This window comes from Helicobacter rodentium ATCC 700285, from assembly GCF_000687535.1.
Taxonomy (GTDB): Bacteria; Campylobacterota; Campylobacteria; order Campylobacterales; family Helicobacteraceae; genus Helicobacter_D; species Helicobacter_D rodentium.
Genome location: NZ_JHWC01000010.1, coordinates 1 through 13,372, shown reverse-complemented (window position 1 = coordinate 13,372; position 13,372 = coordinate 1). Strand labels below are relative to the sequence as shown.

General features: G+C 36.7%; 12 protein-coding genes and 5 tRNA genes. 8 read left to right on the top strand and 9 right to left on the bottom strand.

Going from position 1 to position 13,372, the window contains the following annotated elements:
• The gene (locus tag BS85_RS0108055; RefSeq protein ID WP_034551483.1) at positions 1–1,695 is read left to right on the top strand and encodes an N-6 DNA methylase; all 1,695 of its coding nucleotides are present in this window, start codon (positions 1–3) and stop codon (positions 1,693–1,695) included.
• Positions 1,696–1,903: 208 nt separating this feature from the next.
• Here BS85_RS0108055 and BS85_RS11565 read toward each other — a convergent pair whose 3' ends face one another.
• From BS85_RS11565 to BS85_RS0108050, 4 genes are read right to left on the bottom strand one after another with little or no spacing between them, the layout of a single operon-like run.
• Entirely contained in the window at positions 1,904–2,044 is a 141-nt protein-coding gene (locus BS85_RS11565; protein WP_156938101.1) for a hypothetical protein, read from the bottom strand.
• 9 nt (positions 2,045–2,053) lie between these two features.
• Positions 2,054–2,188 carry a hypothetical protein gene (locus BS85_RS12100; protein WP_281173580.1) on the bottom strand — a complete coding sequence of 45 codons (135 nt, stop codon included), beginning with the start codon at positions 2,186–2,188 and terminating at the stop codon, positions 2,054–2,056.
• A gap of 47 nt (positions 2,189–2,235) precedes the next feature.
• Positions 2,236–2,427 carry a hypothetical protein gene (locus BS85_RS11560; protein WP_156938100.1) on the bottom strand — a complete coding sequence of 64 codons (192 nt, stop codon included), beginning with the start codon at positions 2,425–2,427 and terminating at the stop codon, positions 2,236–2,238.
• Positions 2,424–3,269, bottom strand: coding sequence for a metal ABC transporter solute-binding protein, Zn/Mn family (locus BS85_RS0108050; RefSeq protein WP_034551481.1), 846 nt, complete (start codon positions 3,267–3,269; stop codon positions 2,424–2,426). The genes BS85_RS11560 and BS85_RS0108050 overlap by 4 nt, the downstream gene beginning before the upstream one ends.
• Positions 3,270–3,337: 68 nt before the next feature.
• Between BS85_RS0108050 and BS85_RS0108045 the strand changes: the two genes are divergently transcribed.
• Positions 3,338–3,414: transfer RNA gene (locus BS85_RS0108045), tRNA-Arg, on the top strand.
• 290 nt (positions 3,415–3,704) lie between these two features.
• Here the strand turns inward: BS85_RS0108045 and gatB are convergent.
• From gatB to BS85_RS0108015, 5 genes are all read right to left on the bottom strand, one after another.
• On the bottom strand, positions 3,705–5,132 hold the full coding sequence (gene gatB / locus BS85_RS0108035) for an Asp-tRNA(Asn)/Glu-tRNA(Gln) amidotransferase subunit GatB (RefSeq protein WP_026944331.1): 1,428 nt from the start codon (positions 5,130–5,132) through the stop codon (positions 3,705–3,707).
• A 588-nt stretch (positions 5,133–5,720) separates the two neighbouring features.
• A tRNA-Ser gene (locus BS85_RS0108030) sits at positions 5,721–5,808 on the bottom strand.
• A gap of 23 nt (positions 5,809–5,831) precedes the next feature.
• Positions 5,832–5,906, bottom strand: a tRNA-Cys gene (locus BS85_RS0108025).
• A gap of 6 nt (positions 5,907–5,912) precedes the next feature.
• Positions 5,913–5,999: transfer RNA gene (locus tag BS85_RS0108020), tRNA-Leu, on the bottom strand.
• Between the two features lie 36 nt (positions 6,000–6,035).
• Positions 6,036–6,110 (bottom strand) — tRNA-Gly (locus BS85_RS0108015).
• Positions 6,111–6,227: 117 nt separating this feature from the next.
• Here BS85_RS0108015 and BS85_RS10565 point away from each other — a divergent pair.
• The 6 genes from BS85_RS10565 to BS85_RS0107975 form a co-directional block, all read left to right on the top strand.
• Positions 6,228–7,301: a DUF3298 and DUF4163 domain-containing protein gene (locus BS85_RS10565; RefSeq protein WP_051604751.1), complete on the top strand. Its 1,074-nt coding sequence runs from the start codon at positions 6,228–6,230 to the stop codon at positions 7,299–7,301.
• A gap of 48 nt (positions 7,302–7,349) precedes the next feature.
• Entirely contained in the window at positions 7,350–7,985 is a 636-nt protein-coding gene (locus tag BS85_RS0108005) for a TlpA family protein disulfide reductase (protein WP_084310251.1), read from the top strand.
• Positions 7,985–8,872, top strand: coding sequence for a signal recognition particle-docking protein FtsY (gene ftsY, locus BS85_RS0108000; protein WP_026944329.1), 888 nt, complete (start codon positions 7,985–7,987; stop codon positions 8,870–8,872). The genes BS85_RS0108005 and ftsY overlap by 1 nt, the downstream gene beginning before the upstream one ends.
• Positions 8,873–8,880: 8 nt before the next feature.
• A complete protein-coding gene (gene radA / locus BS85_RS0107995; RefSeq protein WP_026944328.1) occupies positions 8,881–10,233 on the top strand; it encodes a DNA repair protein RadA in 1,353 nt (450 codons plus the stop codon).
• Positions 10,234–11,388: 1,155 nt separating this feature from the next.
• Positions 11,389–11,781 (top strand): hypothetical protein, encoded by a 393-nt coding sequence (locus BS85_RS0107980; RefSeq protein ID WP_026944326.1) that lies wholly within the window; start codon positions 11,389–11,391, stop codon positions 11,779–11,781.
• 251 nt (positions 11,782–12,032) lie between these two features.
• A partial coding sequence (locus BS85_RS0107975; protein ID WP_026944325.1) for a Cache 3/Cache 2 fusion domain-containing protein occupies positions 12,033–13,372 on the top strand: 1,340 nt, incomplete at its 3' end.

The window sequence follows — 13,372 nt, the reverse complement described above, 5'->3', positions numbered from 1 at the left end:
ATGAAAGAATTATTGCAGATTTTTCAATACATTCAAAAACACAATGAAGACAATTTAGACACATTATGTTTAACATTGGAATTTCTGCTGGTAGGACAAAACAAAGCCTTGATTTTAGAATTATTGAACACTAAAGGGCGGGAAATTCCACAAAATTTTTATCTTTATTTAAAACAATACGACATACAAAGAGAGGAAATCAATCCCCAACTAAACCATAAAAAGATTTTAAAAAAAGTGCAAGATCTTGCAATCAAAGAAAAAGAATTAGAAGACTTTATCCAAACCATTGCATTACAAAAGACGATTCTAAAATTTTATGACTATGCAACACCCGCAGAAATCAACGCATTAGTATGCAAACTGCTCCATTTGCAAAAAAACGAGAGTATTTATAACCCTTGTTGTGGGCTTGGTTCTTGGCTTTTAAGCTTAAGTAAATACCGCAAGGAATGCCAATTTTTCGGCGTAGATATTCACCCGCAACTCATCAGAATCGCAAAAGTATTAGCCGCTCTTTTAGGCTTTGAAAATTGCCATTTGGAAGTCGCGGATATTTTTAAAAAATTTATTCATTTTGGAGAAAAATCCAAAGAAAAGGAGGGGGGGAGAAAATTTGACAAAGTTTTTTGCCACCCTCCACTGCTCCAACATTTGAATCTTAAAGCCCCCAAAGGCTCTCCTCTAGCCCCTTATGCTAAAAATACTCCTGAAATTCCATTTTTGGATTTTGTGTTATCAAGTTTTACACAAAAGGCAATCATTATCGTGCGTTCTGCATTATTAAACAAGCCCATAGGAGAACGATTGCGCCACTTTCTTATGGATTCACATTTAATAGAAACAATCATTGAATTACCCACTAATCTATTCCCTCATCAAATGGGAGAATTTTGCCTTCTTGTCTTATCACATAACAACAAACGCATATTTTTCATTAATGCACAGAACTTTTATTTAAAAGAGGGAAAATACAATAAACTGATTAATTTAGAGGAAATATTAGACTTATATACCTTTAAACAAAATACACAAATATCGTGTCTTTTGGATTATCAAAACCTAAATGCAGAAAATCTCAAATCCTCTTATTATATGAAAGCCGAATCAAAGAACCAAACAATTCTTTTAGATGAAATCTTGGAGAAATGTTATCGCGGAACGCGCATTGAAAACAAGCAAGATAAGGATTTGATTGGCTGTTATGATTTGGGAATTAAAGATTTTGAATCCTATGGCATTAGCAATTCCTTTAACGACTATGTATTAAAACCAAATCTTGAGAGCTTATACAAACTCCGAGTGCAACCTTATGATATTTTGCTCTCCATACGCGGTGTAACTCCAAAAGTAGCTATTATAGGCAAAAGTGCGGCACAAAAGATTCTCTTGCCAAATGCTGGAATCCTCGTGCTTAGAGTGCGAAACCCTCTTTTAGCCAAAGCACTCTATTTTTATTTTTTATCCTCTGTTGGTTTTGCACAATTAAGCAAAATTTATCAAAGCAATAACGAGCGCATTGGTGAAAAAGAAATCAAAGCAATGCCCTTACCTAAAGAATTTTTGGATTCCCAAGTTTTAGAAGATTATAATGAAAACTTTTATGAGCTTATTGCGCGTGGCGAACAGATGAAAGCCCAAAAACAAGGAATCGCTAAGCTATTGGGTTATACAGATTGTCATTGCGAGGAATGATCAAAACAAATTAATCCCCACCTTGCCATTGCATTTTGCCTCTCTGTCATTGCGAGAATGCGTAAATGCACCTTCTCTGTCATTGCGAGACTTCGCAAGAAGTCGTGGCAATCTACAATGTTACAAACAGAGCGTTTTATTTTCTGTCATTGCGAGAAAAGCTTTAGCTTTTCGTGGCAATCTATAACTTTAAACTGAAGTAGAATTATCAAAGGCGAGATTCTGTATTATGGATTGCTTCGGCTAACGCCTCGCAATGACGCGGTGGTTTGCTTTTCGTTATTGCGTTTTGCCTCTCTGTCATTGCGAGATTCCACTTGTGGAATCGTGGCAATCTATAATAATGCAAAAATTAGATTCAACAATGGAATCTTAAAAGTTTAAAGTTGTAGAGTAACAGGTGAGATTCTGTATTATGGATTGCTTCACTTCGTTCGCAATGACGCGGTGGCAGTATGTCATTGCGAGAAAATTTGAAAAATTTTCGTGGCAATCTATAACTTTAAACTGAAGTAGAATTATCAAAGGCGAGATTCTGTATTATGGATTGCTTCGGCTAACGCCTCGCAATGACAGAAGCGGGAACGCAATGACGAGGTGGGAGAATCTTGAGTGTGCGGGATTATGGATAGCTTTGGCTAAAGCTTCACAATAGCAGAGAAACACAAGATTCAATGACAAAATGGTGGAACTTTCTATATACAAGACTCCCTTTTGCTTCTCACAATTCATTTGAGTGCATTTTCTTTTAAGGTTTTAGCAAACTCCAAAAGATTTTCGCTCCAAGGGGTTTGAAGCGGGGAAAAGAATCCAAGTTGCGCACCACTTTCTTTTGCAATAAATTCTGCTGCCTTTGTAGAAAACTCTGGTTGGGCAAAAATAATTTTCAAATTATTTTTTTTAATGGCTTCTATCACATTAGCCATTTCTTGTATTTTTGGACTTTTGCCCTCAATTTCTATTGCGATTTCCTCTAGGTGGTAATCTCTGGCAAAATATCCAAGCATTGGGTGAAAAACGACAAATTTTTGATGTTCTGGCAAAGCACTCAAGATTAGTTTGAGTTGCGAATCGGTTTGGTTAATTTCGGCTATGAGGGATTGATAAGCTTCTGTGTAGTTTTGGTTGGAATCTAGCTCTTTTAGAGCTTCATAGATATTGTTTGCAATTTGTTTAGCATTATGGGTAGAGAGCCAAATATGTGTATCTCCCTCTTCGTGGCGATGTTCTTCGTATTCTTTATGTGAATGCGCAAAATTAATTTTTGCGATTCCTAAACTATTATCATAGATTTTCATCTTTTTGTTTTGCGCTTTAAATCGCTCTAACCAAACTCCCTCAAACTCAATGCCTATACCAAAATAAGCCAAAGCAGAATTTATTTTTTTAACATCTGAAAACTTTGGCTCAAAATCGTGTGGATTTACACCCGGCTTTACAAGCGAAATTACTTCGTATTTATCCCCTATGATTTTTTGCACAAATTCTTGTTGCATAGGAATACTTACAACAATAATTTCACGCGAGAACGCAATTTGACTTAAAAATAGCAAAATTAAAAATGCTTTTTTCATTTTTATCCTTTTTTAAAGTAGTTATTAAAATTTTTGAGATATTATTCTACCCTAAATTTTCTAAAAGTGCGTTCATAGCTCAATTGGATAGAGCATCAGACTTCGGATCTGAGGGTTGGGGGTTCGACTCCCTCTGAGCGTACCATTTTCTTAAGTGCAAAGTTAATCCCTTAAAATATAAAGCCTAGCAATCTTTTGTAGTAATATTACACAAAATCCTGAACATTACCATTTAGGTTATATTTCGTAGCAAAATCAAACACAAATTTCATTGCAAAGATTATTTTTTGCAAGATTATAGATTTGCAAGTATGGGCAAATTACTATGCGATGTGTGGCTTTGGCTAACGCCTTGCAGTGATGGAGAAAGAAACTTAAAAGCAATCCATAATTATACAAAAAAGAAATCAAACAATCTCCCACACCACAAAAATTTTATTTCAACTTTTCTTTTAACAACTCATTCACTTTTGCGGGATTCACGCCCTTTGCGCTTTTCATCACTTGCCCAACAAAGAATCCCAAAAGCTTATCCTTGCCACTTTTATACTCGGCGACTTTATCGGCATTTGCCTTTAAAACTTCCTCAATCACTGCTAAAATCGCTCCATCATCGCTCACTTGCTCCAAGCCCATTTCCACAATGAGTTTATCCACATCGCCCCCGCGGCTCTGCACTAGCACATCAAGGATTTCTTTTGCGCTTTTTCCGCTAATTTTTCCCTCATCAATGCGCTTCACTAAAGTTGCTAGTGTAGCAGAATCCACACCACAATTTTGCAGAGTATTCTCTCCCTTTAATCGCCCTAGAAGCTCGGTAGTTAGCCAAGTAACCGCGCCTTTAGCACTCGCACCTAAACGTAACATATCCTCAAAATACAATGCCATTTCAAGCTCACCGGTTAGCACACCCGCATCACTTGCTTTAATGCCAAACTCCCGCACATATCTTGCGCGTTTTTCATCGGGCATTTCGGGAATCTCTCGCCCCTCTGCCATTAACGCCTCATCAATAAATACAGGAAGCAAATCTGGGTCCGGAAAATAACGATAGTCCGCAGCTTCCTCCTTGCCGCGCATAGAACGCGTTACGCCCTTTGCAGTATCAAAAAGCCTTGTTTCTTGCACCACTTCATCGGCATATTTTCCGTCCTCCCACGCTTCAATTTGCCTCTCTACCTCGTATTCAATCGCTTTTTGGATAAATTTAAAGGAATTGAGATTCTTAATTTCTACGCGCGTGTAAAGGTTGGAATCCCCTTTAGGGCGAATGGAGACATTCGCATCACAGCGAAAACTTCCCTCTTGCATATTCGCATCAGAGATTCCAAGAAAGCGCACAATGGCGTGAAGCTTTTTTAGATATGCAATGGCTTCATCACTACTGCGCATATCCGGCTCACTCACGATTTCTAAAAGCGGGGTGCAAGCGCGGTTTAAATCCACTTTAGAATAACTGCTTTCGTGGATATTTTTCCCCGCGTCCTCCTCCATATGTGCGCGTGTAACGCCGATAGTTTTTTTCTCACCACCCACTTCAATCTCAATGCTCCCGCGCCCCACGATTGGAATCTCAAATTGACTGATTTGATACGCCTTTGGTAAATCGGGATAAAAATAATTTTTACGCGCAAAAACAGAGTTTTGGTTAATCTCCGCATTGATTGCACTTCCAAAGGAGATTGCCTTTTTCACAACTTCACGATTCAAAACCGGCAACGCGCCCGGAAGTCCTAAGCAAGTGGGGCAGACATTTTTGTTTGGCTCTTCCCCAAAGCTTGTCGCACAAGCACAAAAAATCTTCGTTTTCGTATTTAGCTGGACATGCACTTCAAGTCCGATAATGGTTTCATAAGCACTCATTGCTTTGCCTTTTTAAAAAAATCGCGCAATTCTAGCGTGTTTTGGCTTTAGCCTTGCATAAAAACATTTATTTCTTTCACAATTAAGAAAGCTAGCCATTGCGTTATTGCGCTTTATTTGTTTGCCATTGCAAGAATGCGTAAATACACCTTCTCTGTCATTGCGAGAAAAGCTTTAGCTTTTCGTGGCGTGCAAATGCGTAGCATTTTCACCCGCTTTAGCGCAAATCTATAATCTTAAACTGAAGTAGAATTATCAAAGGCGAGATTCTGTATTATGGATTGCTTCGGCTAAAGCCTCGCAATGACGCAGTGGCAGTATGTCATTGCGTTTTGCCTCTCTGTCATTGCGAGAAAAGCTTTAGCTTTTCGTGGCAATCTATAATCTTAAACTAAAGTAAAATTATCAAAGGCGAGATTCTGTATTATAGATTGCTTCAGACAAGCCCCCATAATGAAGAAGTGAGAAACTTAAAAGAAGTCTAAACTTGACATACATCAATCTTGGAAAAGAAATCTTTTTGGTGTAGATTCAATGAGGTATAAAAACCTAAAAATGATAAGATTTGGATTAGGTAAAACTAAGCAGTGGCCGGGAGAGAGGGATTCGAACCCCCGGAGGTATGACCCTCAACGGTTTTCAAGACCGCCGCTATCGACCACTCAGCCATCTCCCGAAACAATATTGAAGTTATAAAATTGGAGGCGACACCCAGATTTGAACTGGGGAATCAGAGCTTTGCAGGCTCCTGCCTTACCACTTGGCTATGTCGCCGCTATGTGGTGCCCGGGGCCGGACTTGAACCGGCACGGACGCAATGTCCGAGGGATTTTAAGTCCCTTGTGTCTACCATTTCACCACCCGGGCGTTGAATTACAGCTAAACTACTTTTATGATTTTAAATGGAGCGGGAGACGGGGATCGAACCCGCGGCCCCAACCTTGGCAAGGTTATGCTCTACCACTGAGCTACTCCCGCATAAAAGTGAGAGCAAAATTATAGCGATGCTTTTAAAAAAAATCAAGAGATTTTAGGAAAAAAATGATAAAATTCTAATCTTGTATTTATTCTATAATTTTGCAAAAAGGACTAACAATGGGATTATTTACTAGGCTATTTTTAGGTTTTTGCTTGTGTGTTGGCATACATTCTATGACTATGGCTTCAGAATTTACTTATCAAACCTTTGCTCTCTCGCCTACTGATGCAAAGTCTTTGAATCAAACAGATGGCAAAACAGATTCAATGCTTTTTGTCGCAAATTCCAAAAATGGAATCTTATATGCTGGTAATCGCAATTTAGGACGTTGTGTGCCTTTGTTTGAAAATAACTCATCAGAAACAACTGCTCTTAAAAATGGCACCCTCCAATGCAAACACATAGCCTTGAAGGTAATAGATGGCGTTATTATGGGCGCAATCACGGCTACAAAAAATCTAAAATTGAATTTGAAATTGATAGATTCTATGGTTTTGCAACAACAAGAAGTAATTTACCAATACCCAGCAAAATCCAAACAAAGCAAAAATGCGTCCATTACCACACAATTTTATTGCTCTAAGGATTCAAAAACCCAAAAAATATTGCAGTCTATGTATAAGGAATCCTTTGATTGTAAGAATGCCAAAGAAATATTTTTGAAAAACGCACAAGATTCTATGCGAAACTACTTTCAGGAAATGCTACAAGCAAACAATCAAGAAAATGCAATAGAGGAATATTTGCAAACTTCTCCATTTGAACAATACGATAGGGATTCTTTGTATTATTTTAACAACGATTTGCTTGTGTTTCTTAAAAGCAATTATCTCTACACAGGTGGCGCACACGGAATCTCTAGCGAATGGGGCATAATAGTATCCAAAGAAAACGGAATCGTTCCTCTAAACGCAAGGATAGATTTTGATAATGCGGAGTTAAAAGGTTTATTATGGCAAGAATATCAAAATTATCTTAAAAGTGTGGAAACAGAAGCTTTTGTGGATTTTCAATCCTTTAAAGTTTCAGAAGCAATCTTAATAGATTACGATTCCTTTGTGTTTATCTATCAACCCTATGAAATAATGCCTTATGCTTATGGAATTATTGAATTAAGGATTCCATTGGAGCAAATGGAAAAAATCGGAAATTTTGATAAAACACCCTTTAAATCTTTATTTATTCCATAATATTTGCAATTTTGCTATAATCCGCAACTTTAAATTTAAGGAAAAAGAATGAGGTACATCGGGATTGGTTTAGCCTTAGTGTTTTGTTTGGGATTTTTTGGTTGCCAAAAGCAAGAAAATGAACAAGCAAGTCAAATAATAACAGAAAAAAAACGAGAGATTTTAGAGAATCTTGTTTTAAAAAGTAACGATGGAACAGAGTTAATTATTAATCAGAAACCACCCAAAGAACACAATAATTTTAAAAATATTGAACCCAAAAAGGAAAACATCTTTAAAGATCTTATCGTTACTTCCAATCAAGACAATATTAAAGTTTTGCTCTTTTTCACGACTTGGTGCGACCCTTGTAAAGGAGTTGTGCCTCACTTAGAAAATCTCCAAAAACAATTTGAGGGACAAATTGCGCTCTATGGAATCCCAATAGATGACTTGGTGGGGGAAGTAGAAAACTTTAAAGGGCTTATGCAAGTTTTTAACGAAGAAAACAATGTCCATTTGCCAATGGTTTTAGATGAAAATCGTGCAAGACTTTTTAATGCTCTTGGCGGAATTGAAGGAGTGCCACTCATTGCATTGTATGACAAAGAGGGAAAATATATTATCCATTATCTAGGTGCGATTCCAGAGGAAATGATTGAGTTTGACCTCTCGCAAAATCTAGCAAAAATAAAGGCGCGATAATGCTTGAGATTTTTAAAAAAACTTTACAAAAAACCACGCAAAATATCCGTGATTTGCTCCCAAAAACCCATAAAAAACTTAATAAAGAGACATTAGAAGAAGTCTTGATTGCAACAGATATGGATTACACATTAATAGAGATGATTCTAAGTCCTCTTGGAAATGAAATTAGCCGCAATGAGCTTGAAGTCGCATTGCTTAGGCTTTTTCGCGGAGAAAGCTATTATGACAAAGTTCAAGCAAAAACCATAGAAGAAAAACCCTGCATACATCTTATTGTAGGCGTGAATGGCGCGGGCAAAACAACAACAATCGCTAAACTAGCTAAACTCTATCAAAAACAAGGTAAAAGTGTAATTTTAGGTGCTGGGGATACTTTTAGGGCAGCCGCGATTGAGCAACTTAAACTATGGGGACAGAAATTAAATATTCCTGTTATTGCATCAAAAATTGGACACGACCCCTCTGCAGTTGCCTTTGATACTATTACTTCTGCAGTTGCTAAAAATATGGATATTGCAATCCTTGATACAGCGGGTAGATTACACAATCAAAACAATCTTCAACAAGAGTTGCAAAAAATTATGCGCATTTGCGATAAGGCAAAATCGGGTGCTCCACACCAAAAAATCCTCATTTTAGATGGCACTCAAGGCACTTCTAGTTTAGAACAAGCAAAAATATTTAGCCAAACGCTAGGTGGAATAGATGGTGTGATTGTTACAAAATTAGATGGCACAAGCAAAGGAGGGGCAATTTTTAGTATTCTTCATACTTTGCGTGTGCCTATTTTATACATTGGGGTAGGTGAGAATGCGGACGATATGATTGCATTTAACGAGGAAGAATATATCACTACTCTTTTGGATTCCATTTTTGAAAATTAAAACGCAAAATGACAAAGAAAAAAATACAAATTTTTGAATGTCAGCATTGTGGATTCCAAAGTTCAAAATGGCTTGGGAAATGCTCTAATTGCGGAGCTTGGGAAAGCTTTTTAGAGCTTAAAGAAGAGCAAATTGAAGCATTCAAAGCAACTTCATCAACTCTAAACACACTTAAAGTTATGCCCATTACAGAAGTGCAAGAGGAAGAATTTGTGCGCTTTGGTAGTGGAGAGCAGGAATTGGACATTGTGCTTGGAGGAGGAATCGTTCTTGGGGGAATGTATTTGGTTGGAGGAAGTCCGGGCGTTGGGAAATCTACGCTTTTGTTAAAAATCTCAAGCAATTTAGCTAAAATAGGCAAAAAAGTCCTTTATGTCAGCGGGGAAGAAAGTGCCTCGCAAATCAAATTGCGTGCGGAGCGGTTAAATGCGGTTTGTGAAAACCTCTTTTTGCTCAACGCAATAAAATTAGAGGAAATTTTAAGCACAATCTACGCAAAAGAACACAATTATTCTATGGTTGTGATTGATAGTATCCAAACGCTTTATAGTGAAAAGATTAGTTCTAGTCCCGGCAGTGTTTCACAAGTGCGTGAAGTAACCTTTGAATTAATGCGTTTAGCCAAAGAATATGGAATCTGCGTCTTTATCATCGGACACATTACAAAAGACGGCGCGATTGCTGGACCTAGAATTTTGGAACATATGGTAGATTGCGTCCTTTATTTTGAGGGAGATTCTAGCCGAGAACTGCGCTTTTTAAGAGGATTCAAGAATCGTTTTGGAAATACAAGCGAAATTGGAATCTTTGAGATGAAAAGCAATGGTTTAGTGGGCGCAAAAGAGGCTTCTAAGATTTTTTTCAACCAAAAGACTTCTGCGCCCGGAAGTGCGTTAAGTGTCGTAATGGAAGGTTCTCGCTCACTTGTTTTAGAGGTGCAAGCATTAGTAAGCGACTGCGCTTATGGTATGCCAAAACGATCCTCTACGGGATTTGATTCCAATCGTCTTAATATGATTTTAGCCCTATTGGAGCGAAAATTGGAGATTCCATTGAATCGTTACGATGTTTTTATTAATATCACAGGTGGAATCAAAATTTTAGAGACTGCAGCGGATTTAGCTGTTGTAGCGGCGATTCTCTCTAGCTTTCGTAACCGCCCACTTTCTAATGGAAGCATATTCTTAGGTGAAGTAAGCCTTGTAGGAGATATTAGAGATGTTCCCAATGTGGAGGCAAGGCTCAAAGAGGCATTATCTCTTGGAATCTCCAATGCAATTTTGCCCAAAAAACCCACACAAAAAATCAATATCAAATGCTTTGAGGTGCAAGAAGTTACAAAAATCATTGATTGGATGTAAAAAACTTTACAAGTGAGATTCTACTTCGTCATTACTAGAGTACGTAGCATTCATAGTGTGCATTTGCATTAACATTTCCCCACTTCAGCAAAAATCTATAAATATTACATATAGTAAAATCTCATTTTCTTTTCTCTTTAAAGTTTTCTCTCACAACCATTCAGTTAGTCTATCAGAACAAATAAAGTCCCTCTCCCCAAATCATTACAAACAAATAAAACGCTACAAAAGCGCAGTAACCACCCCAAAACAAAGGAGTAATTGCCAAAAATTTAAACCGCGCTTTTTTCAAATTCCCCACGCTACTTTCAGTAAAACAACTGCTATCCCAGACGCCCCAAATATCGTAAGAAATAACAAAAAATAAACCAGCCCCACGATTCCTGCCTTCTTCCTTTTATTGAATTGATTATTGGATTTATCGTCGTTTTTCCAATGCAACCGAAATTGCTTTGCTCCCTCATGCTCCATCGGCAACAAATAGTGTTACTATATTCCCTTGCCAAACAAGAGAATACTTCCTACACAAGATAGGTCTGTATCCATCATCGGCGATAATGCGTTCTTTTGGTTTCTTAAATAATGCAAAAAACGCAAGTGTTACTCCACAAACCGCCGCAATGCAGTTTAATATAACTTGTATGAAAAATGTTGTCCCGTAAGTTCCAATCAACAGATTGCAGTCTTTTATATCATAAATTTTTTATGACACCCTTGTGCCATTGTTTGATTTGCTTTTTACAAAATTATAGATTTGCGCTAAAGCGGGTGAGTTACTTACGCAACGCACACCACGAGATTCTAATGAATCTATCGCAATGATGCAAAGCTAACACCTTGTCATAATGGAATCAATTTGAAACCAATAAACTTTCAGTGATGTTTTTTAGGCATTTAAGTTAAAGGATATTGCATTTCGTGGGCAATTAGGGGCAAGACGCATTGGCTTATGTATTAAATGGCTACGAAAAGAGGAGGTAATCTTGATTTAGAATGGTTGATTATCTTGTTTAGAGATGGAAAGATTTGGTTCAATTATTAATCTAGCGCATATTGTTATGGCAAGAAAGTGGTGCGATCTTGTTTTGAGTTTGGTTTTGGAATTTGAGAGAAAGTGTATTATAATTATGTAAAGAATCTCAAAGGTTAAATAAAATGCAAAATTGGATTTTGATTGTCATTGTTTTGGTTGTTGTTATTTTAGCAATTGCGCTTTTTGTAGCATTTTTGCGCGATAAATCTATTAAAAATAGGTTAAAAGAAAAAGAAGTTAAGATTCCTAATGCACAAGAAGTCTTGGAATTATTAAAAGACAAAAAGAATGATTTAAACAAACTAGAACAATATTCCAATCTTGCGTATATTCATTATAAGCAGTATATGGAGGAAATGCCCAATTTTGATTTAGATTTCGTTGCGATCCTTACTTCACACAAAGGTGTAAATGCTAAGCTGATTTTAGAAGTGGAAAGAAACTTTAAACAAGCAAATCCCAAGCGTAAAGAATTGCTAGAAAAAGCATTAAATATGGGATTGGAACACCGCTAGTATTTGCGAACTATTTTTTGATATAATCCTAGCTTTTTCAATATTGAAATCAGTAGTTATACAAAGTCTAAAATGGTTTCAAAATAAATTTTTAGATGCGTTTGTGTTTATTGCAGGAATCTTAACGATTGTCAAGATGATTTATACGTTTTAGTGTGACTTTGGTTCCCTTTTGCAGCATTGTTGGATAGATTTTAAGTTTTGTTATGTAGAATACTACCTTCTACTTAAATTTAAGATGGGGAGGTTCTATGCAAGAGTTAAAACATAGTGTATCGTTTGGTTGGAAAAATTTTTCTCTAGGGCAAAAGTTAGCAAGTCTTCAGATTTTACTTTCTATTGTTTTGTTAGGCATTTTTTTAGCCGTTTTTCATTTTTTGATGAGTGATTTTACAGATACGCAGTTGAATAATAGAATTACACAAAACAATAAGATTGTAGATAATTTTTTGTTGGAAAAAGTTGCCGACGATACAGGTAGTCTATCTAGCAGTTTAAAAACAAATTTATTAATTCATTTTGGAGATATTAAGCCGCAAAGTTTTGCGATTCAAGGACAAACAACGCTTTTTAAGGATTCCATTGCAATGTCTGTTCCAAACCTTACACTGAATGGCACAGAAATGGCAAATAATTTTCTCGCTATTGATGAGTTTGCTGCACTGACAAATGCAGAGGCAACAGTATTTGTGAGGGAGGATAATGGAGATTTCATAAGGGTTTCTACTTCTTTAAAAAATGATAAAGGGGAGCGATTAATTGGAACAAAAATTGATGCAACACACCCCGCTCACGCTAAAGTATTAAAGAATCAAAGCTTCTATGGTAGAGTAACTTTATTTGGTAAGGATTATGTTTCTGTATATGAACCCATTACTAATTCTAGCAATACAGTGATTGGAATCTTATTTGTTGCTTACAAATTAGATCGCATCTATAATCTGATTCGCTCTAGTATGGACGATATTAAAGTAGGGAAAAATGGTTCCATTGTGATTTTGGATAAGAAATACAATAAGTTTATTTTGGGTTATAACGAGCAAGATAATCATTTTGGCTTTTATTCTAATTTAAAGGAATCTGGAATCGTAGAGTTTGAATATAATGGCAATGTCTATCGTTCCTATTACAATTATAATCAACCTTTAGATATTTATGTGATTACACAAGCCTTGAAAGAGGATTTTACGGAGGCAAATAGCCATTTAGAAAAAGTGTCTATTGCTGCAATTATTGTGCTTTTAGTGAGTATGATTATTTTGACTTTGGTCGCTATTAGAGGGATTGTGATTAAGCGGCTTAATGGTATTTCAGAAATGATTTTTGAATTTTTGGCATATATTGATCATACAAGAAAAGATGCTCCCAAAACAAAAGCAATCGTTGGAAACGATGAGATTGCTAAACTTTCTAGCGCAATCAATAAAGCGATTGTTGGAATCCAAAAAGGCTTAGAACAAGATTCCAATGCCATTGCCCAATCTGCAGAGACTGCTAAAGCAGTAGAAAATGGAGACTTAACAGCAAGAATCATAGAGAATCCTCACAATCCACAGCTGATAGAATTAAAGAATGTGTTGAACAATATGTT